Source organism: Streptomyces sp. NPDC048484, from assembly GCF_040651415.1.
Taxonomy (GTDB): domain Bacteria; phylum Actinomycetota; class Actinomycetes; order Streptomycetales; family Streptomycetaceae; genus Streptomyces.
Map to the genome: position 1 here is coordinate 13,219 of NZ_JBEZJY010000067.1, position 23,794 is coordinate 37,012.

At 68.1% G+C, this 23,794-nt stretch carries 14 protein-coding genes and 4 pseudogenes; 9 read left to right on the forward strand and 9 right to left on the reverse strand.

Going from position 1 to position 23,794, the window contains the following annotated elements; genetic code table 11:
• Positions 1 to 32: 32 nt before the first annotated feature.
• The 6 genes and pseudogenes from AB0D14_RS40335 to AB0D14_RS40360 form a co-directional block, all read right to left on the reverse strand.
• Entirely contained in the window at positions 33 to 5,276 is a 5,244-nt protein-coding gene (locus AB0D14_RS40335) for a trypsin-like peptidase domain-containing protein (protein ID WP_362789087.1), read from the reverse strand.
• 31 nt (positions 5,277 to 5,307) lie between these two features.
• Positions 5,308 to 5,643 carry a trypco2 family protein gene (locus tag AB0D14_RS40340; RefSeq protein WP_362789090.1) on the reverse strand — a complete coding sequence of 112 codons (336 nt, stop codon included), beginning with the start codon at positions 5,641 to 5,643 and terminating at the stop codon, positions 5,308 to 5,310.
• A 320-nt stretch (positions 5,644 to 5,963) separates the two neighbouring features.
• A pseudogene (locus tag AB0D14_RS40345) lies at positions 5,964 to 6,164 on the reverse strand (integrase core domain-containing protein); the annotation flags it as partial.
• Between the two features lie 39 nt (positions 6,165 to 6,203).
• On the reverse strand, positions 6,204 to 6,779 hold the full coding sequence (locus AB0D14_RS40350) for a hypothetical protein (protein WP_362789093.1): 576 nt from the start codon (positions 6,777 to 6,779) through the stop codon (positions 6,204 to 6,206).
• Between the two features lie 171 nt (positions 6,780 to 6,950).
• Positions 6,951 to 8,744, reverse strand: a complete 1,794-nt coding sequence (gene ltrA, locus AB0D14_RS40355; RefSeq protein ID WP_362789096.1) for a group II intron reverse transcriptase/maturase — start codon at positions 8,742 to 8,744, stop codon at positions 6,951 to 6,953.
• A 674-nt stretch (positions 8,745 to 9,418) separates the two neighbouring features.
• Positions 9,419 to 10,334: pseudogene (locus AB0D14_RS40360) on the reverse strand (transposase domain-containing protein); the annotation flags it as partial.
• Between the two features lie 152 nt (positions 10,335 to 10,486).
• Between AB0D14_RS40360 and AB0D14_RS40365 the strand changes: the two are divergent.
• Positions 10,487 to 10,687 (forward strand): annotated as a pseudogene (locus tag AB0D14_RS40365) (integrase core domain-containing protein); the annotation flags it as partial.
• Between the two features lie 5 nt (positions 10,688 to 10,692).
• Here the strand turns inward: AB0D14_RS40365 and AB0D14_RS40370 are convergent.
• Entirely contained in the window at positions 10,693 to 10,941 is a 249-nt protein-coding gene (locus tag AB0D14_RS40370; protein ID WP_362789099.1) for a hypothetical protein, read from the reverse strand.
• Between the two features lie 102 nt (positions 10,942 to 11,043).
• Here AB0D14_RS40370 and AB0D14_RS40375 point away from each other — a divergent pair, with 102 nt between their 5' ends.
• The 6 genes from AB0D14_RS40375 (at position 11,044) to AB0D14_RS40400 (ending at position 17,507) form a co-directional block, all read left to right on the forward strand.
• Positions 11,044 to 13,338 carry a protein kinase gene (locus AB0D14_RS40375; protein ID WP_362789102.1) on the forward strand — a complete coding sequence of 765 codons (2,295 nt, stop codon included), beginning with the start codon at positions 11,044 to 11,046 and terminating at the stop codon, positions 13,336 to 13,338.
• Between the two features lie 313 nt (positions 13,339 to 13,651).
• Positions 13,652 to 13,903 (forward strand): integrase core domain-containing protein, encoded by a 252-nt coding sequence (locus AB0D14_RS40380; protein ID WP_362789120.1) that lies wholly within the window; start codon positions 13,652 to 13,654, stop codon positions 13,901 to 13,903.
• A gap of 198 nt (positions 13,904 to 14,101) precedes the next feature.
• Complete coding sequence (locus tag AB0D14_RS40385; protein ID WP_362789104.1) at positions 14,102 to 14,641, forward strand: SigE family RNA polymerase sigma factor; 540 nt, start codon at positions 14,102 to 14,104, stop codon at positions 14,639 to 14,641.
• Positions 14,641 to 15,465, forward strand: a complete 825-nt coding sequence (locus AB0D14_RS40390; protein WP_362789106.1) for a hypothetical protein — start codon at positions 14,641 to 14,643, stop codon at positions 15,463 to 15,465. Before AB0D14_RS40385 ends, AB0D14_RS40390 begins: the two co-directional genes overlap by 1 nt.
• Positions 15,466 to 15,549: 84 nt before the next feature.
• Positions 15,550 to 15,978, forward strand: coding sequence for an NUDIX hydrolase (locus AB0D14_RS40395; protein ID WP_362789123.1), 429 nt, complete (start codon positions 15,550 to 15,552; stop codon positions 15,976 to 15,978).
• 623 nt (positions 15,979 to 16,601) lie between these two features.
• A complete protein-coding gene (locus AB0D14_RS40400; protein ID WP_362789109.1) occupies positions 16,602 to 17,507 on the forward strand; it encodes a DUF6454 family protein in 906 nt (301 codons plus the stop codon).
• A 41-nt stretch (positions 17,508 to 17,548) separates the two neighbouring features.
• On the opposite strand, the gene AB0D14_RS40405 is transcribed toward AB0D14_RS40400, so the two are convergent.
• Positions 17,549 to 18,136, reverse strand: coding sequence for a class I SAM-dependent methyltransferase (locus tag AB0D14_RS40405; RefSeq protein ID WP_362789112.1), 588 nt, complete (start codon positions 18,134 to 18,136; stop codon positions 17,549 to 17,551).
• Between the two features lie 861 nt (positions 18,137 to 18,997).
• On the opposite strand from AB0D14_RS40405, the gene AB0D14_RS40410 reads away from it, so the two are divergent.
• Positions 18,998 to 19,396 carry a hypothetical protein gene (locus tag AB0D14_RS40410; protein ID WP_362789115.1) on the forward strand — a complete coding sequence of 133 codons (399 nt, stop codon included), beginning with the start codon at positions 18,998 to 19,000 and terminating at the stop codon, positions 19,394 to 19,396.
• A 166-nt stretch (positions 19,397 to 19,562) separates the two neighbouring features.
• Here AB0D14_RS40410 and AB0D14_RS40415 read toward each other — a convergent pair whose 3' ends face one another.
• Positions 19,563 to 20,183, reverse strand: a complete 621-nt coding sequence (locus AB0D14_RS40415; protein WP_362789117.1) for a transposase — start codon at positions 20,181 to 20,183, stop codon at positions 19,563 to 19,565.
• A 1,285-nt stretch (positions 20,184 to 21,468) separates the two neighbouring features.
• Between AB0D14_RS40415 and AB0D14_RS40420 the strand changes: the two are divergent.
• Positions 21,469 to 23,763, forward strand: a pseudogene (locus AB0D14_RS40420) (RHS repeat-associated core domain-containing protein); the annotation flags it as partial.
• Positions 23,764 to 23,794 lie beyond the last annotated feature (31 nt).

Consider the following 23,794-nt stretch of genomic DNA (forward strand, 5'->3'; position numbering starts at 1 on the left):
CGTGCAGCAACGACTTTTCGAGCGCCACACGGTCAGCTCGGGACCCAGCGGGCATACTCCTGCTCGGCCGCGTCGGCCTCGGCGAGCCGCCCCAGACTCCGGAGCAGCTCCGCCTGGCCGGTCAGGGAGTTGAGGTAGGCCAGCAGGAAGGCGTCCGGATCGAGGCCGGCCAGATTCCGCAGGATCCAGGTCGCCTCGACGCCGAAGGACAGCGCCTCGAGATCGCGACCGCCCTCGGCGAGGAAGGCGGCGTGGTAGGTCAACATGTTGGCGTAGTGGAGGGTCGCCTCGGTGACCTCGGCGCGCTGGGAGAGCCCCCAGGTCCGAAGGAAGTCGATCCCCTCGGCGGCCGCGGTGTCGGCCGCGAGACCGTCGTCTTCTGCGTCATGTCCGACGACCACCTCCCACAGGGCGGCGGTGAACGCGTCCGCGAGGCCAGCCGCACTGCCCTCGTCCACGATGAGCTCCCGGCACCGGTCGGCCGCCTCCGTCACGAGGGGCAGCCCGACCCGGTTGTTGCCCATCTCCCGGTGCCAGCGGGCGGCGGAGATCAGCGCCCCGGCCAGCAGTGAGGTTTGGCCGGAAATGTCCCGGAAGATCCCGACTGCCGTGAGTAGTGCGTCCAGCGCGGCATCGAGCTGACCGAGCTCCGCCCGGCAGTTGCCGAGCCCGAGGTGGACGAGCCCGAGCTCGAACGGGGGAACCTCTTGCGGCCCGGCCGTCAAGGCCACGGCCAGGGCCTCGTCGAACAGGCTCACCGCCTCCGCGAAGCGGCCGAGAACGGTCACGCACTGACCGTGCACCCGCAGGGCACTCACCAGGCTGGGGGCGGCGTGCGCTGCCCGGGCTACCGGGATGGCCTCAAGGCTGACCCGGTAGGCGTCGTCGACGTCCCCGAGCACGGTGAGCGCCATGGCCTGCACCACCAGGTTCGCCGCAATGCGGACCTGGACCGCCGGCGCGGGCTCGCTACCCTGCCACAAGTGCGCGGCCAGCCGCGATCGCTGCACCGCCGGCTCCGTCTGCCCCAGTTCCTGTAGGCAGACCGCCGACATGAACGCGACGTCGGCCAGACCGGGCAGGGCGGAAGCGGCCAGATCCGAAGCCTCGTATCCCTCGATGACGCGATCGAACGCGGCCAGGGCTGCGGCGTACTGCCCGCGGCCAAATTCGCCCTGTCCCTCGATGAGGTGGGAGGTCAATATCACGGCGACCACGGGGTTCGTCGGCGACAACTGCTCGAGAGCGGCCCGCGCCAGCGCGGCGTGGCCGATTGCCTCGGCCGCCCGATTGACGGCGAGGTACGCGTTCGCCAAGACAGTCTGCGCCTCGGCTTGCATCGCCGCCATGCTCGGCCAGCGGCCGAAGATCGCGCCGTCCCCCTCGAACCAGGACACCGCCCGGGCCAGTTCGGCCGTCGCACTCTCCGCGAGACCGACGACGTCGGCACGCTGGTCGACGACGAGTGACGCGCGAGCCAGTGCCAGCTCGGCCATGCCGCGGACCAGCGGCAATATCTCTACGTGGGCGGGCACCGGGGCAATGACGTCCAGGGCCTCCCGGGCGCTTCGCACGGCCGCCTCGGGCGTGCCGAGCTGGGACGCGGACAGCTGGGCCAACGCGCTGCCAATATTCAGCAGGTTCTCGTTGTACGCCTCGGGATCCGTGTCTTCATCGACCCGCATCTCGAATCGAGCAAGCGCGACCGCCTGATGTGCGAAGCCGACGGCGACGTCGAGCCGATCAGCGACAGCGAGCGTGCCGGACAACATCTGGAGGCCCTCGCTGAGGTCCTCGGCCACCGCCAGCATGGCCTGTTGCGGCAACGGCAGCGCGTCCAGATCCAGTTCCGCCAGTTCGGCACCGCTCATCGAGGTCAGCCAGTCGTAGGGCTGCCGGCCTGCCAGGAGTTCCACCAGAACATTCATCATCCCAAGACCGTCGACGGCCTCCTCGGTCACATCCCAGTTGACCGCAAATCGTTCGCCGGCTTCCGTGAAGGCCTCCGCTGCGGCCTCGGCATCGCCCCTCCACAGCAAATGCAGCCCCTGGATAGCACTGACGCCCGCGAGCACCGCGGCATTCTCGGGCGTCTCAGGCAGGTTGCGCAGAAGCGCCGCGGTCTCCTCGACCTCAGCGGCGGCCCACTGCCGCTGAGCGGATGTCAGTCGCAGCGGGTCCATACCGCCCTGCGTCAGCGCGCCGAGTTTCGCGAGAACCGCCTTCCCGAGATCCGCCTCGTACTGTGCGAAATGCTCAGGACTCAGCTGCCGGAACTCGGCGATCGACTCGTTCGCGTAGGCGAGCGCCGCATCGACCACGTCGTCATCATCGTCATCATCGAGTTCCTCGGCGATCGTGCTGAGAAATTTCGCGAACTCGGCCCGCGACCGGTCGTCGGTGACGAACCGCCGGCGAAGCTCGACACTCTCCGCAAGCAGCGTTGCGGTCAGCGCGTGGTCGGACAGGTGCTTCGTGAGGCCGTGCAACGCATCGGACACCGCGATCGCGTTCGCCGGGCCCTCGCCAGCGGGCAGCGCGCCGATGCGCGGGGCGAGGCGCTCGGCGAGGCCGGTGCTCAGCCGCGCCGCCAGCATGATCAGCGCGAAGGTGTACTCCGCGGTCCACCGGCCGTGCTCCGGTTCGCTCCAGGCGAGCGGACGCAGCGGTCGCGGCTCCCCGAGGGCACCCTGTGGACCCGGGGTGTCGCGCAGACTCGACGCCAGCTGCGCTAGCGGTCCGGCCAGCGGCTGCAGCGCATGACCAGCGAAGTCGCGGCCGATCGGCAGCTCGATCGCCTCGACACACACGTCCAAGGCGGCCGCCTGATCGTCCAGGTCGGCCAAGCAGGAGCCGAGGTTGACCAGCGTCTCGCAGCGCTCGATCAGCACGCCGGTGTTCGCGCCGCCGCCGTCGCGCGCCAGGGCGGCCGCCGCAGCCAGGGCCTCCCGCGCGGCCGGCCGGTCGCCGCTGTTCGCCTGGCTGGTGCCGACGTTGTACCACGCGCGCGCCAGACGCCGGGACTGGTCCGGGCCAAGTGAACGGGCGACGGCCAGCGCCTCGGCCGCCAGGGCCGTCGCCGCGGCGGCGTCGAGGGCGGTGGCGGCCTCCGCGGCCAGGTCGGTCAGCGCGTCCACCCGAACCGGCGCGGTCCGCACGTGTGGCGGCTGGGCCTCACACCAGGCGATCGCCAGTTTCGCGAGCCGGCTCATCAGCCGGCGGTAGCTGTCCTCGCGGCGCGGGACCCGGCGGACGACCGCGGCCGCGGCGGCCAGCGCGGCCTGCGCCTGCCCGTCGTCCAGGACCCGGTTCAGTGCGATCTCGATCAGGCCGGGCAGCCGGCCGCCGGGCTCCGCCGCGGCCTGGGCCACCAGGGCGCCGAGGCATTCGGCGAGGAAGTTCCGGAGGGCGTCGCGGACCCCCGCCCGGTTGTCGGCCGCGAGACTCAGCGACTCCAGCATGTTCGCGGCGTGTTCGGCGGTGCTCGACTCGTGCCGGTAGACCGCCACCACCAGGTCCGGCAGCTTCGGTGTGGTGGCAAGCAGCTGCTCGGCCAGCAGGTCCGGCTCGAGTGCGGAGATGTGGGAGCCGGCTCCGAACAGCTCGGCCAGCCAGTTCCGGAAGTTTCCCCGGACGAGCCCGCCAGCGTCTTCCAGGTCCGGGATCGCCGACAACAACCGGGGCACGACCTCGATCTCGGGTTTGGTCAGTGTGGCCAGCGCGACGACCTGGTGCGCCAGCCGGGCCGAGACCTGGTCGATCCCGTGGTCGGTGCGCCGCCGCAGCCAGTGCCCCATCTCCCGGTCCAGGAACTTCGTCATGACGTCCGCGGCGGTCGGATAGACCTCACCGCGAATCGCCAGCAGCACGGCGACGTGCACCTTCAGCGGATTGCCATATGCCTCGTCGGTGAGGTCGAGCCCGGACAGGTCGGCCGTACCGCCGCTAAAGGCCCGGCGGGCCGCCTCCCGGTGCTGCAGCCGGCCGTCCCCGGTCAGCCCGCCGACGCGCAGCCGGACGACGACCCGCGGCCGGGCGATGAAGTCACTACGGGCGATGCGCCTGGCGTTGGCCCACCACGTGAGGTCCGAACGAGCCGCGCCCACCGGCTCGTCGCCGTCGCCGGGCAGACGGTCGAGCAGGAGGAACCGCAGCTTCGGACCGTACCTCCGTGCGCCCAGGGTCTCGATCCACTCGATGGTCCGGTCGGTCAAGCGATCCGGATAGTCAAGGACCAGCAGGGTCGGCCAGACCACGTCGATGACCCGCCCGGCGGCCAGGAAAGCGTCAAGGACCGCGTCGTTGGCGAAGCCAGCCGACCAGCCCTGCGCGGCGAGCTCCCGGCACACATGGATGCCCAGCCGGGTCTTGCCCGAGCCACCGGCCCCGGTGACCAGCCCGAGGCTGACGTACTCGTCGGCAGCGCACCAGGCGCGAAGGTCACGCCGCTCACCCTCCCGGCCGAGGAAGCCGACCGCTTGATGCCTCGCCTGGAGCAGCTCGTAGTCGGAGAGCCCGGTGAGTCGCGGGGCCGCCGGAACGGTCTGCAGGATGGGCTGTTCACCCCGGGCATCGAGCGGGACAGCCTCCGCCGCCGTGACCGCCTCCAGCCAGCTCGCGTCAGCCCCGACCTGTTCGACGAACTCGGGTTCGGTGAACAGCCTTTCCACCGAAGCCGCTTGGAGACGCTCCCCGCCGTACCGCAGCCGATTTGCGATGACGACGCCCAGGATCCGCTTCCGGGCGTCCATCAGGGCCGCGCCGGACATGCCGCTCCAAGGCGAGCTGCCGTCGCCGGGCAGCAGCGGCACGGCCGACTGGACATCGATCTCGTAGCGCATCGTGCTGGCGCTCAGCGCCTCGACCGCACCGCGCATCGCCTCCGGTTCCCGGACCTCCCGGCCGCCGCGCGTACCGGCCTGCGCGGCGGGGAAGCCCCGGGCTCGGACCGGCACCGAGCCGTCGTCCTCGGCGACGAAGCCCCAGCGGACGGCTCCGGTGTCGGGACAGCCGGCCCAGGGCGCTCCGTCGACCGACAGCAACGCGGCATCGCCGACGTTCCGGCTGACCCATGTGACGGTCGCGCGGCGGGCATGCTCCTCCCCCGCGACCCGGACCTGAACCGGCTGCCCCGGCTCCGGCATGCCGCCGTCCACGGCTAGCAGATGGCGGGCCGTCAGCACGATCCGATCGTTGACTGCGTACCCGGAACCGTAGGTCGCGCCGAAGACCTCGACCACGCGATGCTGTCCGGTCCGCTGCTGCAGATGATCCATCTACGGCCCTTCCCGAAGCAGAACGGCGTGATCAGTCCTCCGGTTTGGCGGCAGGCGGCAATGCCGACAGTTCGCGGTCACCGATCAGCAGCTTGCCGCCGTTGGAGGCATCGGCGTGCTGCGGGGCCAGCTTCAACGTGAGCTTGTGCACGGATCCGCGGCTGTAATCAGCGGAGGCACCGGCCGTCAGCACGCTCCAGAGACCCACCTTCGCCTCCGTCGAACCTCCGGCGGCCATGGTGACCTGCAGTTCCAGATCGACGGTCTCCAGCTCGAAGCGCAACGGCTCCCCGGCCCCGGCCAACATCGCCTGCTGCAGCTCCGACCGCAGCTCGGCGATTGCTTGGGCCAACGGGATTTCAGTCACCACAATGCCTCCCCCGGTCTGCATTCGGCTCAGCGATTTTAGCGCCCAATCAGTCAAACCAGGCCGCCCGTACAGAGTCCGCCATTGGCATCCTTTCGCTCAAGGGGAGCCGGTGACCTGGTGTTTCAGGTGGGATCCAAGGGTGCGTCGCGTCCGCGGTTCATGCGGCAGCCCACCTTCGTGAGCTCATCGATCACCACGCGTGGTGGGGGTGCCAAGGTCCACGGCCGTATGCTGCCCGTGGCCCCGATTGAGCTGGCGGAGCTTCTCCTCAGCGCCAGCCAGGCTGACCTTGAACCGCTCCGGGTTCGATAGAGATCTCAGATTGTGGTTGTGACCTGGGGTTTCGTGGATTCCATGTAGTGGTTGGCCTCGTACTCGACGGGCGGGACGTGGCCTATCTCACCGTGGAGGCGCCGGTGGTTGTACCAGTCGACCCACTCTGCGGTGGCCAACTCGACCTGGGACAGCGTCCGCCAGGGTCTCTGCGGTTTGATCAACTCCGTTTTGTACAGACAATGCCACGGAGTTAACTCACCATCCAGTACGTCAAGTTGATCTCAAGATGTCGGTTGGGTCAGCCATTCCGGGGCGAGGCGGTATCGTCCTCGCCCCTCCCTGACCAGCATGAACTGGTCGGCCCACCGATTGATCTGTGTGCAGAGGCTGCGATATTTCGGGGTCGTCGTGATCCCCAGCGCACGGCTGATCTCCACGGTGCGCCAGGCTCGGTCCGGATCGGTGCGTAGGAGACGAAGCGTGAGTTCCTTGAACCCCACATCCCGCGATGTGTCTCCCGGTCCGGGAATACCGACCTCGTGGAGAGTGACACTCATAGCGGTGATCCGCTGGCTGTTCTTGGGGCGGGACTGCCCGGCAACGGTGTACTGGGAGATGGGGCACTTCACGAGGCGGGCGCTGGTTCGGGCGCGACGAAGAGGCAGCAGCCCGGTAAGTACGGCCCCGGTGACACCACCGGACACATCGGCGGGCGAGAGGATGCCTTCAGCAGTGACCAGCTGTTCCCGCACCGCGTGGAGTGCGATGGTGAAGCTTGCCCGGTCCGGATTCGTACCCGGCCGGGACTCGACCGCATCGACCATCGCTCGTCGGGTCGTTTGATAGACGGTCAGCAACGCCCAGAGCTCCTGTTCCAGACCGACAGGGTCGGCCGACCGCAGGACCCGTCCGGTGAACAGGGTGTCCTTGAGCGCGAGGAAGGCCAGTTCGATCTGTCGGGTAGGTGCGGCGCATTGCTGCGCCGCACCCCCCTCAGAACCGGACGGGCGGCGTTAACCGCATCCGGCTCAAGCAGGCCCTGAAGGCCCACGGGCAGCCAGATTTGCCGGTCCACGGCTACCGCGCCAGCGGTGGCAGTGGACGTGAATCAGTCGGAAGGCGACACGATCGTCCGGCTGGCCTGCGTCCGGGATGAGGGTGAGCGCGTTGCCGCGCACCGCCGTCCGGGTCGCCTGTAGCCACTGCTCCCATTCCTGGGGGCTTTGCGGCTCCTGGTCGGCATGCAGGAGAAGGCTTCCGCAGAGAGGGCACCGCCCGTGCTGCCCCTGAAGCAGGTGCAACCAGGACGGGCTCAGCGGGGGCTTGTTCCTGCGTCGCCGCGAGGCCCAGTAGCCGGTCAGCGCCGGGTCGTCCACGGACGCCCCCTTGATGACCAGCTGATGCCTGACGATCTTTGTCCAGGCGAACTTGGCGAGATGGCGGCCGGTCTCCCGGTCGCCGAATACCCACCGGTCCTGCCTGGAGGTGTTGAACCGGCCGAAGTACCGGGCGGTCGCCCAGCCCCTCGGCTTGTTCGGGTGCGTGTGCCTGGCCCACTTGTAGACCAGCTTCCACACGTGGTTGTCCAGCGAGGTGAACACCTTGCTGGAGACCACGCCCCGATAGTAGGCAGCCCAGCCCCGGATGATCGGGTTGAGCTTGGCGATCACCGCTGCCGCGTTCTGTCCCCGAAGGGCCAGCACTTCGGCGGTGAGCCGTGCCCGGATCCGTCGCACGGCCGTCTTGCTCGGCTTGATCAGCAGCTTGCCGTTGAAGCGGCGGACGGTGAACCCCAGGAAGTCACAGCCTTCGTCGAGGTGCGCGATGCGCGTTTTGTCCTCGTTGAAGGCAAGGCCCCTGGGCGCCAGCCACATGGCGAGCCGTTCCTTGACCTGCTGGGCTTCATCACGGCTGTGACAGAGCACCACCAGGTCGTCGGCGTACCTGATCAAGGTCGGTGAGCCCACTGCCAGTTCACCGGCGCGCGAGCCGGTGGGCCGGTAGCGGACTCCGGCGGCCTCTTCCATTCCGTGCAAGGCCACGTTCATCAGCGCGGGAGAGATGATCCCGCCTTGCGGGACCCCCTCCCCGGTCGGGGCGAAGCAGCCGCGATCGATCACTCCCGCCTTGAGCCACTGCTCGACCAGTGCCCTGGCGGGGAACTGTCCGATGGCGGCCAGTAGGCGATCATGATCGATTCGGTCGAACGCCGCTGCCAGGTCCGCGTCAAGAATCCACTGCCGCTTCGGGTCCTTGCCCTTGGCGGCCAGAAAGATCGCTCCGATCGCGTCGTGACAGCCCCGGCCGGGCCGAAATCCATAGGATCTCGGCTCGAACCGTGCCTCCCACTCAGGCTCCAACGCATTCAGCGACACGGCTTGAAGACACCGGTCGATGATCACGGGAATTCCCAGGCCGCGCTGACGGCCGTCGGCCTTGTCGATGAACACCCGCCTGACGGGCAAGGGCTTCCAGACGGCCGCCCGGTGCTGCATCCAGTCGGCCAACTCGGCCTTCCCCTGGGGCAGCAGGACAACCCGCCCATCGACACCTGCCGTCTTGCGGCCAGCATTGACCTCCGTCACCCGCCGCACGCTCACCAGCGTGTTGGAGCGGGAACGGAGCATCAGTTTCTGGAGATTACGGACCCGTTTGAGATCCCCTGCCTGTGACGCCGTGAAGATCCGCTGCCTCAGCCGCCGTACTTCCTCCTCCGCGCACTGCCAGTCGATCGACTGCCAATCGGTGGAGTCGCCCTCCGGTCCGTTCACCACGCCGTCGGCAGCCAGAGCGGTGTCCGCCTCGACTGTTCGTATCGTCATAGTGTCCAACTTGTCCTTCGGTTCCGGTGCTGATGGTCATCAATTCCTCACAGGCCCACCTGGCCCACGTCAGCACCCTTTCGGGTCCGGGCAGTGCCCGTATCCGGCCGGTTGTCCGGGGCGACCAGCGGAGGTGCTGATCATCTGCCGCGCCTTCCCGTTGCCTTTCGGCCACCGGCGTTCGCTTCTTGGGCCATCCTGTTCCCGCTGGGGAGTTGGACCTTCCTTGCGGTCGGCTGACCGGCGCCTTCCGGCACCGGACCCCAACGGGGTTTCCACGTTCCACACGAGTGAGACACGACCGGGGTGGGTGCCCCCTAAACTCCGGGACGGCGATGCTCTCCCGGCTGACGATGGGGATTCAGCCGGCGCCTGCCGCTTCTCAACGGCCAGTCCTGTACCCCGCTGGAACAACCCATCGGCGGGGGTCACGATTACGAAGCCTCATCAGGGGTTCACTTGCGTTCACCCGTCCGGTCTTCCCCTTGCCTGTAACCCCCGGATGGAACGAGGGCCCTTGGGCTTCTCCTCCGGGCTTCACACCCCGCCGTTGCCAACGGAGCATGCCGGAGTGGGGACGGGCCTTGAGCACTGGCCCGGAACTATCCTGTCGACAGCAACTGCCGCCCTCCTTCAGGTAATTCACTCAAACTCGTGCGACTTCGTGTCGCACCCCACCGCTCGTGATACAGGCTGACCAGCCGTTCGGCGGGGTCCATGCGGTGGTCCAGGAGCGTCGTCACCAGCCGGTACCGATCACCGATACGGCTTCCGTCGGAACATTCTGCGGTCACGTCCGCTTCGATGATCCGGAAGGTGCGGCCCAGCAGCCGGGTGAGGTAGGAGCCGTCCGGCAGCACTGCCATCACCGCGGGCCGACGACGCAGCGTGATCCGTGCCAGCAGTTGCGCGCCGGTGTCAGCCACGTCGTTCAAGAACTCGTCGCCGGAGAAATTGCGGTCGACGAGCAGCAGCATGCCCGGGTCGAGCAGGGGCAAGAGCCTTCGGGCGTAGGCGGGTTCGCCGGTGCCCGTCGGCCCGAACACCGCGCCCAGCAGTCCCCCGGGTGCCGGTCTCGCACAGCGCCATCAAGCGGACGTGCGGATACCCCTCGACGCCTCGGTGACGGCGGGTCTTGCCCAGATGACCTCGGACACGGAGAGTGTCGGGAGCCTCCAGCGAACTGCAACCGTCGAAGGCGACCGTACGCCACCGTCGATAGCACACGCCTGGGGTGGAAGGACGCGCCAGTGGGCCGGCCACGACCTCGAACAGCTCCCGAAACGGCGCCGGACCAAGGCGGCGCCGGACCTCTCGCAACGCCTTCTCCGACGGAACCCACCAGGTCAGGGCGCGTAGTCCGGCGATCATCTTGCCCCAGACACGCAGGTAGCCAGCCTCCGGAAAGAGACACAGGGCCAGGACGAAGTACACCCCGACCCGCGAGGGCAGCCGGCGAAGCCTTCGCTCCACCGAGCGCGTGCGCTGCAGCACGTCGTCAACCAACTCGAAGGGCAAGTACTGCGTCAACTCGCCCAAGTGACCTGGGGCGAAGACGCCAGAGGCGACCGTGACGGCGCGCGTGAACATCGAAGTGGCAGACTGGCCGGACAACGGGATCTCCGCTCACAGTGAGGACCTTGGTCGGCTTCACTGCTGTAACGGAGGTCCCGTTCTTCACGTCCCGCAACGACCAGCAGACTGATCAACTTGACGTATTGGATGGTGCGTTAACTCCGAGGCATTGTCTGTACAAAACGGAGTTGATCAAACCGCAGAGACCCTGGCGGACGCTGTCCCAGGTCGAGTTGGCCACCGCAGAGTGGGTCGACTGGTACAACCACCGGCGCCTCCACGGTGAGATAGGCCACGTCCCGCCCGTCGAGTACGAGGCCAACCACTACATGGAATCCACGAAACTCCAGGTCACAACCACAATCTGAGATCTCTATCGAACCCGGGGCGGTTCAAGCTGAACCTGCTCCTTGCCTTCCTCCGCCATCTCGAGCACCGGGGCAAACGGCGTGAACGCCGAGCTGAACTGCGTGGGCTCCAGCGGCAGCAGCGCGACGGGGCGCATCAGCCGGAGCAGCGCGAGCGGGCCGCTGGGGGTGATCGCACGCTTTCGTGACCGCTGCCAAAGGTCGGCCCGGCCGTCGAGCGTTTCGGCCGGGCCACCGCCGCCTGACACCAGCAAGACCCGGCACTGCCTCGCCGGGGCAGCACCGCCCGCAGGAGGGCGGCTGCGTTGTCCGTCTGAAATGCCCGGCCGCAGGCCGGGGCTCCTTCCGGAGGAACCGTGCAGTTCACTGTCCTGCCTGTCCGCGGGCAGCCCGTCTCGCCCCTGCCAGGGCAGGCTTTCCTGGTCCAGGACAACTGGGATGATTTCAGCTTCAAGACGACTTTCCAGTTGTTGTGCGTCGATCCGGACGGCGTAGTCAGGGAGATCGGCGGGGTCAACATCGGCCGGTTCGGCATGGCAGCGCCGGCCAGGACGCCGCTGCCGGACGGCTTCGAGACCCTGGAGAGGCACTTCTTCTCCCTGGGGCTGAGGGACACCTACTACGAACGGCTGCGCGAGCTGGGCGGCGACCTGCAGCGCGCCGTGCTGCAGGCACTCAACGACGTCTGCCTCGACCTGGATCTCTTCTCCCGCGCCCGGGCTGAAAGCGTGATGCGCACATCCCTGCTGCGGACCGTCTCCCCCGACAGCGTCGCCGGCCGCTTCCCGGGCAGCGTCCTGTCCGCGGCAGCGCCGGCGGCCGTCACCGACGTCACCCGGCGGCACCTGTTCGACGCGCTGCGCAGCAGCGGGGCGAGCTGGTCGGGCAGCCTGGACGAGGTCACCTTCCTGCGCAGGCTGTACGACCTGGACCGGCTGGAAAGTCACGACCCGCGCTTCACCACGGCCGAAGGCGACATCGTCCAGCACCGCTACAACAACCCCGGGGACTGGGAGGACGACTGGATCTTCGGCGATGAGCGCTTCGCTCTCGCCGACGGCACCGACGAGGTCCTGCTCCGCTTCCTGACGGAAATGATCCATCCCGCCGTGCGGACAGACACCAGCGAGGTCGAGCGGCTGCTCGCGCTGATCAACAACCTGCTGGCTCCCGACGGTTACGAGCTCGCCGCAGCCCGCACCATCAGCGGTCACCCGGTGTACGAGGCACGCCGGATACCGGCCCAACAGCGCACCGCATCCCCCGCTCCCCCGGCCGCCGCGCCGTCCGCGCCGTCCGGCCATGACGCCTATGCTGCGGTCCGCCGCACCGCTCGCGGCGAGCGCAAGGACTACTCCTGCCCGTGCACACCACTCCCGGACGGGGGCCAGGCCGACGTGTTCGAGGCGACCCACAAGGTGCTCGGCACGAGGGTCGCGTTGAAGAAGCTGCACAACAAGTACCCGTCCGAACGGCAAGTGGCCCGCATGCGACGGGAGATCCACGCCGGCCAGCTGCTGGACGGTCATCCCCACGTGATGCCGGTTCTCGACTTCGGCGCCGACCACACCTGGTTCGTGATGCCCTGGGCGGAGGCGACCGCCGCCCAGCGCCAGGAACTGCTGCGGGAACCGGGCGAGCTGCGTGTCCTGGTCGACGCTCTCGCATCGGTGCTGGCCGTCGTGCACGAGGACGGCTGGCTGCACCGCGACATCAAACCGTCGAACATCCTCTACTTCAACGGCCGGTGGGCCCTCGCCGACTGGTGCATCGTCCGCCGGCCACGAGGCCAGACCACGAAGGCGGGCCGCACCGGCCTGTCCATCGGCACCGAGGGCTTCGCCGCCCCGGAACTGTCCGTGACGCCTCATGAGGCTACGGCGTCCAGCGACATCTACGGCATCGGCAGAGTCATCGTCTGGGCCCTCACCGGCACGCTGCCGCAGACCAACCTGCCGCTGACAGCCCCTCCCGGCCCGTGGCGCGCCATCGTCCGCGCCACCACACACCAGGATCCGCAGCGCCGCCCGCAGAGCGTCAGCGAGCTGCTCGCCCTGATCGACCGCGAGCATGCGGCCGTCCCCGAGGACCCCTTCGAAACTGCCCAGTCGCTGCTCGAAGCCGCCGGCAACGGCGATCCGGCCGCCGCAGACACGCTGCTGACCCTGGTCGGCGGCCATCCCGAGGACTACGAACTGCACGTCGACGTCCTCGCCCGCCTCGACGTTCAGCGGGCCGCACCGGCCCTGGCGCGAGAACCCGTGCAAGCCCACGGTCTCCTGCGCTCCCTGGCCGAGCACCTCGACGGAGACGACACGCACATGGTGCAGTTCGGCGATGCCGCAGCGGTCGTGATCTGGCTTCAGGGCATCTGCGCGCACGCCGCGAGCCAGTCCGACTGGGATCTACTGGAGGAAGCCGCCCACACCATGTGCATCTGGGACGGCGCCTGGGACCAGTGGAACGCCCAGGCCAAGATCTCTCCCTGGCTGCGGAGCGTGAAGAGCGAAGCCGCATCCGTCATGGCCGCCGTCCTGCGCGAGCACCCGGAATCCGCCCAGCACTTCAGCCACATCGCCGACGACCGCACCGCCGACCCCCGCATACGCCAGGCACTACGCACCAGCACACCCGCCCCAAGCGGTCAGTGAGCGGCCCGCGGCAGGTACCCGGCCGCCCACGAGGCGGCGTACCGGGCAAGGACAACTGCCCTGCGCGCGGAAGCGCAACTGCGGTCCTCACCGGTGCGTCGGTGTCTGGCATGCGCCGCCTGCACCGTCCTGACCCACGAGGTGCAGCTGATCGCGGCCGCTGGGGGCCGGCTGCGTTATCGCCCAGTGCTCCGTCCACGGCGCATACCGTGCCCTGCGCATCGGCGCGCCGATGCTTCCACGGCCTGAGCCTCGCCGAGTACACGTCCGAGGCGTACAACAAGCTCTGTGACCGCCTGGGCGTGTGCAGTCCATGGGACGGGTGGGGTCCGCGCTGGACAATGCCGCCGCGGAGAGTTTCAACTCGCTGATCAAGGTCGAGTACATCCACCGCCGACAATTCGCGACCCGGACCGAGGCCCGCCTGAAGATCGCCACATGGATCACTGGGTTCTACAACCCGCGACGAAGGCACAGCGCGGCCGGCGGCCTACCGCCCGAGGAGTTCGAAAGAATCATCGCCGAAGCGCGCGAGCGACACGGCCAGAAAGATCAGACCGCATAACCAAAGTCTCTACGGAACCAGGGGGTTGACAGATGCTGCTGTGGCTGCCGCGGAAGGTGCCGGTGCGGCAGGCGTGGGGCCACGGCCGCGCGGGCCTGCCGCACAATCTCCGGGCCCGAGGCTCGAAAAAAATCCTCCGCGCGGCGGTGCAACGAAATCCGATCCTCATGGACTCCTTCAACCATCTAGGAGGTGCTCATGAGGGATCGGACAGAGGCTCGGGACGCCGAGTTCCAGAGCTTCGTCGTCGGCCGCTGGCCACGGTTGCTGCGCACGGCTTTCCTGCTCACGGGGGAGCAGCATGCCGCGGAGGACCTGGTCCAGTCGACGCTCGAACGGGCCTATGTGGCCTGGCGCAGGGTCGGCGCGGCCGACGACCCCGACGCGTACGTACGGCGCGTGATGATCAACGCGCACGCCCGCAGGCACCGCAGACGCCTCAAGGAGTTCCTGGCGCCGAAGGACTACTCGGGCCTCACCCACGAGCTGCCCGACGCCGACGACCGCATCGCGCGGGCGGACGACCGCGGCGCGCTGCTGACGGTGCTCGCCGCACTGCCCGTGCGCCAGCGGGAGGCGGTGGTCCTGCGGTACTGGGAGGACCTGAGCGAGGCGCAGGCGGCGGAGGCCATGGGATGCAGCGTCGGCGCGGTGAAGAGCAACGCGGCGCGAGGGATCGCGAAGCTCCGCGCCCTGCCGGGACTGGCCGAGGCACTCACGAACGGAGGGCGGAAGTGATGAGCGGGGACAGGGAGACGAACCACGACATGACGTACGACGAGGCGCACACGGACATCACCCTCCTGCTGGCGGACGCGGCGGACGAGGTCGAGGTCGGCGCGGCCCCCTATCAGGCGGTGCTACGAGGCGGGAGGCGCCGCAAGACGCGCCGCTGGGCGGTGGCCGCGGCGGCCGCGGCGGTGATCGCGGGGTCCACGGGGACGACGCTGGCGCTGGTGGGAGACACGGGCGGCGGGCACGGGGCGGGGCAGGTGGCCGCGCGGCCCTCGGCGGGGACGGCGAAGCAGAGTCCCGAACGGCGGGTGACGACTCTGGCCAGGGGCACGGACCACGGCAGGAAGTGGAAGGTCGACGCCGTCGTCTGGACCGCGCCGAAGACCACGGCGAAGGCACGCGCCCAGCTCGCCGAGATGGCCCTGTACGGGGAGGAGCCGGTCGCGGTGGAGAAGGCCTCGGACCTGGTGGGCTATAGCTGGCATTTCGTGCACCAGACCGTGGGGGGCAAGCCGTCGACGGTGATCCTGAGAGCAGCCAAGAAGGACGGCGTGGTCGCGATCAAGGACCTCGAGGCGTACCCGAGGCCGTTGGACACCGACCGGGTCGACGCCCCGCAGCGCCTGGTGATCGGCCAGGTCGCCCGGACCGTCCAGGAGGTCACCTGCACCTGGGACGACGGCACGAAGACCCGGGTGGAACGGGCCCCTGCGGGGGCCAGCGACTTCAAGAACCTGATCCTCGATGTGGACGGCTCCCCGAAGGACTGGTTCGTGTGCCTGGGACCGGACGGAGTGAACTACAAGAAGGCGGAGGCCACGGGGTGAGGTGAGCGATGCGGGCAGGGCGGTGGCAGGGGTCACCAGTCGCTCCGCACCAGTCGGCCACCGGAACCGAACGACGCGCTCGGTATCGGGGCCATCCTCCACGGCCCCCAGGGACTACTGCTGGGCCGCCACCGCCGAGAGACCCAAGAGATTCCCGGCGGGAAGATCGAGCCCGGTGAGTCCTACGCCGGCACCGTAGTGCGTGAGGTCAAAGAGGAGACCGGATGCATCGCCCGCGAGGAGGACGTCGTCCTACTGGGAACGCTGCTCGACGACGTCGGCGGAGTGGTGCGTACAACCGTGGTCGCGGTCATCACGCAGTGGGAGGGCGAACCCTCAACCCAGCCGGACGAGAGCATGAGCGACTGGCGGTGGTACTCCCTGGACCAGCTCCCGGACGGACTCTTCGTCCCCAGCGCGCAGTGCCTCACCGCATGGCGCCCCGACCTCCCGATCGATCACCCGCCTGCGCGTTTCTACCCATTCGCCATCCCTACGCCCGGCACGCCGTAGGTATTTGTAGGTTCGCATTTAGCCTGTCCCTTTCTCGTTGACGATGGCCCTTGTCCGGCCCAAAGGACAGCGTGGTGAGACGCACTCCTGTCTGATCATTCACTCGTCGCAGTGCTGATCCCCGTCTCGATCTATACAGCGGTCCTCCCCAGCCTGATCGTGGAGAAGTCTCAGCTGGTCGGGACCGGGAGCTCTGCTTCCCGTCCTTGCTGCTCGGGGGTGGGGTGTGTCGCGTGTGGTCGGCGAAGTCTTGATGAGCCTCCGTCGTACGGACGGGACGATCGACGAGGATCTGGTCTGGCCGGCGACGGGCGTCGATGTCTTCGAGCCCTCGATGCCGTGGCGTACGTTCCGGTGGCGGTAACGGGCAGAAGCATTACTCGGGCACGCATTGGTCTTCCACCATGCGTGCCCATGTCGTCTATGAGTCGAGGCTTGAGCTGACGCGTCTGCTCTACGCCGACTTCGACCAGGACGTGACGGCTGTCTTCGCCCAGCCCTTTCTCCTCTCCACCACCGTGGACGGGCGTCGGCCGAGTTCGGCCTGCGGAGGGTTCAACGGCCAGGGGTTGGCTGTCTCTCAGGTTCCCGTTACATGGCTGCGGAGGGGTCGTTGACGGGGCATGAGCGATCCTTCCGAATCCCTCGTTTCCCTTGCTGCGTACGACGATTCGCATGAAGCCGTCGTTACGGCGGTCCGGCAGCTGACCCGCAGCACGACCTGGGTGATGGTGGGAAGGGTGCCGTTTGACTTCGCCACCCACCACCCCCAGGGCATCACCCGTGGTCACGACCACCGGCTGTACCTGTCGACCGCCGAGATCACCGAGGCGACCCAGCCGTACGAAAGCCCCGTCGACGGTTACGACCGCACCCCTGGCCGGGGCCAGGGGCATGTGTTCGTCACCAACGATGAGGGGGCTGCGCTGGGCCAGGTATCGCTGGGCGAGGACACGATCTACCACCCCGGCGGGATCGACTTCGACGGTGAATGGCTGTGGGTCCCGACCGCGGAATACCGGCCCGACTCCCGCTCCATCGTTTATCGCGTGGATCCCAACACCCTTGCCGTCCACGAGGCGTTCCGTTTCGACGACCACATCGGGGGCATCGTTCGCGACCGCGAGACTGGTCTGCTGCACGCGGTCACCTGGGGATCCAGGCGGCTGCTCACCTTCACCACCGAAGGACGGCTCACCCACCGGGTGGACGTCAAGAGCCACTTCGTCGACTACCAGACCTGCGTCACGGCAGGCGTCGGTCACATGGTGTGTACCGGCATCGCCGAGTACCCGCTTGCCGGCCCCGGCGTGTTCAGTCTCGGGGGCATCGCCATCGTCGACATCGCCTCAGGCCGGATCGAACACGAGGCCCCCGTGACCACCCTGTCCCCGGCCGGCCGCGTTGTCACCTACAACGCGGTCCACCTGGAGATCGACGGCAGCGTCCTGCGGATGTTCGCCGCACCGGACGACGGCGAGGCGGCGGGCGACTCCCACCTGCTCACCTTGGAGACAGCGCTGGCGTGACCGCCGGGGCCCCGGCCTACAACCGGCCGGGGCCAGGCGCGTCACACGCGTACGGCCAGGAAGTAGCGTCCGCAGTACAGCAGCTCACCGCCGAGCTCCGAGCTCAGGCTCTCGGGGGTGAAGCGGCGGCGGAAGATCGGGTAGATGGCCCCCTCGACTGTCCGCAGCTCCGTGTTCTCTTCGTGCAGGTCGCCGTCACTGCGCAGGTCGATCACGATGAGCTCGTGGGCCGTGCGCCGGGCTTCGGCGAGGAACGCGGCGCGCTCGCGTGGCCTCAGCAGCCCGTAGAAGTTGGCGGTGACAATGCGGTTGAGGGTACCGGTGGCGAACGGCAGCGGTGGAAACAGCGCTCGCACCCGCTGCGCCGACGGCACCCGGGCATGCGTCAGCTCCAGCATCTCCATGCTCTGATCCAGCGCGACCACCTCGCTGCGCAGGAACTGGGTCCACACACCCGTCCCGCAGCCGACGTCCAGCACTCGCCCCGCAGGCAGCGCGGTGAGGACCTTCCCGATCTCGGCCGTCTCCCGGTCCAGCCCCGCGTTCACCACCTCGTCACCGCGGTAGCTGGTCTCGTCGTAGACCGGGGCCCGATGACGGTAGTACTGCTCCCGCACTAAGTCACGCATGCCCCCAGAGCTACCCTCTGCCGGACAGAGGGCAAACAGCAGGCTGCCAGCAGGTATCGGAACGGCATGGAATACAGCGCCCGGAAGGGCCAGCCGCTGCCACGAACCGGACTCAGCTCTCCGGTGTACGTCGCCGATTTCCCGGACCTCGCGTCGCTGCTGAGGACAAGATCGTGAGACGAAATGGTGTGGACCCGGAATGAGACAGCCGAGAACAGTCCAGGTCACTGCGACGGAACGGGACATTCCAAATGAGGGCCTACAGTATTGTAGGATCCCGTTTCGCCTGTCCCCTTCTCGTTGATAGTGGCCTCTGTCCGGCCCAAGGGACAGCGCAGTGAGACGAGCCTCTTCTGCGTAGAGAACAGAAATGATCAACCCGGACCACGGGCGTCCTGCGTCCGGTGGCCAGTCCCGCCATACACGTCACACACATTGACTAACAGTCAGCACGCCTGACGAGATGCCCCGCTCAAGTTCGAAGACTGGCATTGTCATTTCTTCTCACGCTCGGTCAGAAATTCTCAGGGTGAGCGAGGGTGAAGGATTCTTCGGAGTGTTCGTACAGGCTTTCTCCCGGGCCACCCTGAAAGTCCCTTGCTTTATGTGCGTAATAGGCTTTGGGTGTAGCTCGTTCCGAGGGAAGGGCTGACATGCGCAGACCAGCCAGTTTCACGACTGACACGTGATCGTTCCGGCGCTATGACTGCCGCATCCCCGCCCGTACGACGTCGTGGAGATCTTGTCCGGCATCCCGGGGCCGCCACCGGCCGCTACGTCGGGGCGGGCCTCTCCGCGCCCGTGCACCGGATCTGGCATCGACCCAGGTCAGTCCTTCCCTCCAGGGGAGGAGCTACACCCATGGCCGTTTGGGGCGCGCGGATGCCCGCCGTCCAGGCCGCGGCCCAGCTCAGCGCAGGGCGTCTGGCGTTGGTCTTGCTTGCTGCGGCCTTCGGTATGGTCGCCGCCCTCCAGGTTGGCGGGCGTCTGGTTCATCACTACGGCGCGGCCCGGGTGTTGGTGGGCCCTGCTGTGCTGCTGGGCTCCACGCTGGTGGCTTTCGGATGGTGCCACAGCCTGCCCGCGCTCAGCACCGCTACCGTCATTTTCGGCATCGCCCATGGGCTGTTTGACATCGCGACCAACGCCTCCGCGGTGCGGTGCCAGGAGGCCTACGGGCGGCCGATCATGTCCGGATTTCATGCCGCGTACAGCTGTGGGATCTCAAATGGGTGTAGCTCCTTTCAAGGGACAGGCTGAGCTGGGCATTTGCCTGACCGGCCGGGCTGAGCACCGCATAGATCGTTTCGAAACCGCCAGGTCACGCTCGGGGCCAGATCAAGATCGACTGCCTGGAAGTCACGGATCGCGGCGTTGCCCTCCTGGGGACCCGGTTCGATCACCCGGTCGCGCGCCAAGCCGCAGTTCATGCAGGTAGGGCCGTCCCTTGAAAGGAGCTACACCCATCGGCGATGGTCGCTACCCTGGACCGGGCCACGGTGGGCGATAAGCGGGACGCCTGCGCGCTGACCCTCGACTGGTACATGGCCGGGCGGGCCTCGGAACCGGGCGGGCCTCGGAACCGGCCGGGCTGAATCTCCGGGACGTGGCCGAGGACGTCGCCGAGGTCCTCGCCCCGAGCACAGGCGAGCTCGTCGAGCTGCCCGCGCTGGTCGTCACGCTGCGCCTGTCCAAGACCAACCCGCACGGCCGCACCACCGACGTGGTGCGGATCGTGGCGCAGGACGACGAGACGTGTCCGGTGGTGGCCTGGCGGGAGTGGCGGGCGGTGCTGGCGGCCGCCGGGGCCGAGCGCGGCCCGCTGCTTCGGCGGGTCAGGAACAACCGGCTGACCACCGCCGGGCGGCCGCCGAAGGATCCCGAGCGGGCGGGCGGCATCGGCCTGGCGGATCCAGCCGCGCAGGGCCTCCGGATGCACTCCGAGATCGACCGCGAGCTTCTTGATCTGCGGCTTCGGATCGGCGGTGCGGTACATCCATACTGCACGCTCACGCAACTCCAGCGAGTACTTTCTGGGGGCGGCCATGGTCGATGTTCCTCTCATGAGTCCCATCTGACCCTCTGTCAACACACTCCGCATCTCGGGGGAACCCCAGGGTGCCTCCAGGGGGGTATCGCCCGCGACATCGCTGTGTGCGCAGCGGACGCGGTGCGCCTGGCGGAGAGCCCGAGCCCGGCTCCGATCGCTCCGCGGCCGGAGCCGGTCAGCAGGCTCCCTGGCGCCCAGCCGCGTACGGCCAGGTTCCCGACGACGATGCCGGTGAGCGACCCCCAGCCGCAGGTCAGCGGGAAAGGAAGCAGCGGCGAGCAGACGCATCACCTGGCAATGCCGTTGTACCGGCGGGCCCTCATGGTCTTCTCGACGAACGAGCGGGCACGGGTCAACCTGCGTTTCGAGGACATGAAGGGGGCGCTCCTTACGGCTTTACCGGCTGTCAGGCGACGGTACCCCCGTCATCGCCCGGATTCCGCTGTTGGAGGCGAAGAAGGCAGTCGCCTTCCGGGTATTTGCCGCCGGCGGCCGGGAGGCGTGGACTGCGACCCCGGCACCACTGCGAGAAGTCCCCCGCTTCCGCGACGAGATCAACGGCACCGGGTCCGATGTCGTGCACTACCGGGGGGAGCCGGGTCCGGGTGTTCTGCGATACGAGGGGCCGAGCGTGATCCAGTTGGAGGCTCTGGACGACCGCTCGCCTACCGGGTGACGGTGGCCGAGGGCAGCGCCGGGGAGCACACGTTCCAGTGGCCGGGCCACGGCTACTACCAGGTGCGCTCGGCCGGGGCGTGGAGTCTGACCGCCGCGTGACGAAACGCGGATAGATCGCTGCCCTCCGGCCAACCGTGATGCGCAAGGTGGTCAACTGGCGCCCCACAGCGCCGTGTTCCCCGCAGGCCGCGTCCACCGGTCGCCGGCTGCAGTGGCCGAGGGTGTGTTCACATCAGATTTCCCTGCCTCGATCGAACGGAAATACGAGACGGCGGCTCTCTTGTTCGTTTATCTCCCGCTATGGCCGGTGAAGGGGAGGGGCTGATTCTCCCGGGCCTAGGAAGGCGCTTTGGGGGTACGGCCGGATCTTTTGTGCGCGAAACGTGACAGCTTGTGTGCCCTTGGTGACCGCTGGGGTCACTGATGATGACTTTCCGTGGGGGGAAGTTGATGTCTCCAAGCGCTTTTGGCATGCCCGCTGGGCGTGCGCGTTTACGGACAAGACAGTCCCTGGTAGCGGTCGTGGCGGTGCTGGGGCTGGGCGCCTCGGCTGTGCCAGCACTGGCTGTACCGGGGGAGGATCCTGCGCCTGCCGCCTCGGCGTGATGCTTCCCGGTGGCAGGCCAAGGACCACACCGGCCGCACCGCCGTCTTCGACCTCAACCCGGCGGGCGATCTGGCCAGGACCACCGACACCGAGGGCAAGGCGACAGGGTTCGACTACGACTCCTCGCGCCGCCTGACGAAGATCACCACCCCGGAGGGGCGGGTGACGGTCTTCACCTATGACGGTGCCAACCGGGTGACCAGCATGCTGCGGGCCACGGAGTTCAACGGTACGGGCCACACCGGTCCGACCTACACCTACGGCTACTCGGCCACCGATCCGAACGTCGCCGGCACGACGACGGTGGCCGACCCCGAGCAGCACGCCACGAAGTACGAGCACGACGCTCAGGGCAGGGTCTCCAAGGTCACCGACCCGCTGGGCCATACACGCTCACGTTCGTACGACGCCAACAACAACGTACAGACCGCGACCGACGCGATGGGCACGGGCGGCACGGGCGGCAACGTCACCACCTACGGCTGGGACGCCCGCAACAACCCCACCTCCGCCAAACTGCCCACCGGCGCCACCTCGGCCCTCGGCGGATACCAGACGCTCGCCGGCGCCGACCTCCCCGGCACACTGACCACGCCGGACGGAGAGAAGAGCACCTACAAGTACGACACGGCCGGCAACACCAAGTCCGTCGCGGTCGAGGGAACCGGCGGAGGCACGCAGACCTTCGACCACAACCCGGCCACGCCGTCCTGCGGCGGCTTCGAGGGCCAGCGCTGCAAGGCCACCGACGCACGCGGCAAGGCGACCTCCTTCCACTACGACGGCGAGGGCAAACTCGACAAGGTCACCCCGCCCGCCCCGCTCGGCACCACCGTCTACACCTACGACGACCTCGGCCGCCCGGAAACGGTGGTCGACGGCCGCGGCATCAAGTCGGTGTACGCGTACGACCATCGCGACCGCATCAAGCTCGTCTCCAGCACCAACACCACCGTCACCTACACCTACGACGGCGACGGCAACCTCAAGCAGCGCACCGACGACATCGGAACGGTGCAGTACGACTTCGACCCCCTGTCCCGGGAGAGGGTCCGCACCCTGCAGGACGGCTCGCAGACCGTCCTGGCCTACACCCCGACCGGCAACGTCGACACCTACACCGACCCCCAGGGCCTCATCGACTACACCTGGGACGCGGCCAACAACCTCAAAGCACTGAAGGACCCCGCCGGACGCACCACGACCTACGAGTACGACAAGAACGACTTCCGCACCGACACGAAATACCCCGGCGGCACCGTCCAGACCGTCACCCCGGACAACTCCGGGCGCCCCAGGACCATCAAGACCACCTCGTCCAAGGGCACGCTGGTCAGCCTGGCCTACACCTACTCCTACGTGTCGGGCACCGCGACCAAGGACGGCACGAAGATCCGCACGTCCGCCGACGCCGTCACCGGGATGAAGACGACCTACAGCTACGACAGCGCGGGCCGCTTCGGCTACGCCAAGGAGGAAAAGGGCACCACCCTCAACTCCTCCTGGCAGTACTGCTACGACCCGGCCGGCAACCTCAGCTCGCAGGGCACCGACCCCGGCTGCCCGCGCGGCACCACCTACACCTACAACGACGCCTCGCAACTGACCGGCAAGAACGGCTCCACGGCGAACTGGTCCTACGACAAGGCCGGCAACGAGACCGCCGGCGCCTCCACCCCGGAAGCCACCCGCACCGACGAGAAGTGGTCGGACTTCTCCCAGCTCACCTTCCTCACCGTCGGCGGCAAGACCTACCCCGGTGAATACGGCTCCACCGACAACAGCGAACGCCTGCCCCTGGGCGACACCTATTACCACCCCGGCGCGATCGGCCTCGCCGCGGAGACAACTGCCGGTGTGGACACAGGATTTGTCCGCGAACCGGAGGGCACCCTGAACTCCATGACGCGTGAGGGCAAGGCCTACTACTACCTCACCGACGCCCTCGGCTCGGTCATCGGGCTGGCCGACGAGGCGGGCACGAAGGTCAACACCTACGCCTACAGCCCCCGCGGCGTCACCCGCACCACCCTCACGAGAGAACAGATCAGCCAGCCCCACCAGTTCGCCGGCGGCCACCAGGACCCCACCGGCCTCTACCACCTCGGAGCCCGCTACTACGACCCCAACATCGGCCGCTTCACCCAACCCGACCCCTCCGGCCAGGAAAAGAACCCCTACCTCTACGCCGAAGGCGACCCCGTCAACCGCATCGACCCGAATGGACTGGGGAGTGTCATGAATCAGGTGTGGATCTCCTCGAAGGAGTCACCTGATGAGTACGACGACTGATCACCTGATCGAGTCCGTGGACAGCGTGTCG

Excerpts from the sequence above, each read along its gene's own strand:
- AB0D14_RS40380 (WP_362789120.1), top strand. The coding sequence starts at position 13,652 with ATGGGACGGGTGGGGTCCGCGCTGGACAATGCCGCCGCGGAGAGTTTC.
- AB0D14_RS40405 (WP_362789112.1), bottom strand. The coding sequence starts at position 18,136 with ATGCGTGACTTAGTGCGGGAGCAGTACTACCGTCATCGGGCCCCGGTC.
- ltrA (WP_362789096.1), bottom strand. The coding sequence starts at position 8,744 with ATGACGATACGAACAGTCGAGGCGGACACCGCTCTGGCTGCCGACGGC.
- AB0D14_RS40415 (WP_362789117.1), bottom strand. The coding sequence starts at position 20,183 with ATGGCCGCCCCCAGAAAGTACTCGCTGGAGTTGCGTGAGCGTGCAGTA.
- AB0D14_RS40385 (WP_362789104.1), top strand. The coding sequence starts at position 14,102 with ATGAGGGATCGGACAGAGGCTCGGGACGCCGAGTTCCAGAGCTTCGTC.
- AB0D14_RS40400 (WP_362789109.1), top strand. The coding sequence starts at position 16,602 with ATGAGCGATCCTTCCGAATCCCTCGTTTCCCTTGCTGCGTACGACGAT.
- AB0D14_RS40410 (WP_362789115.1), top strand. The coding sequence starts at position 18,998 with ATGGCCGTTTGGGGCGCGCGGATGCCCGCCGTCCAGGCCGCGGCCCAG.
- AB0D14_RS40390 (WP_362789106.1), top strand. The coding sequence starts at position 14,641 with ATGAGCGGGGACAGGGAGACGAACCACGACATGACGTACGACGAGGCG.
- AB0D14_RS40335 (WP_362789087.1), bottom strand. The coding sequence starts at position 5,276 with ATGGATCATCTGCAGCAGCGGACCGGACAGCATCGCGTGGTCGAGGTC.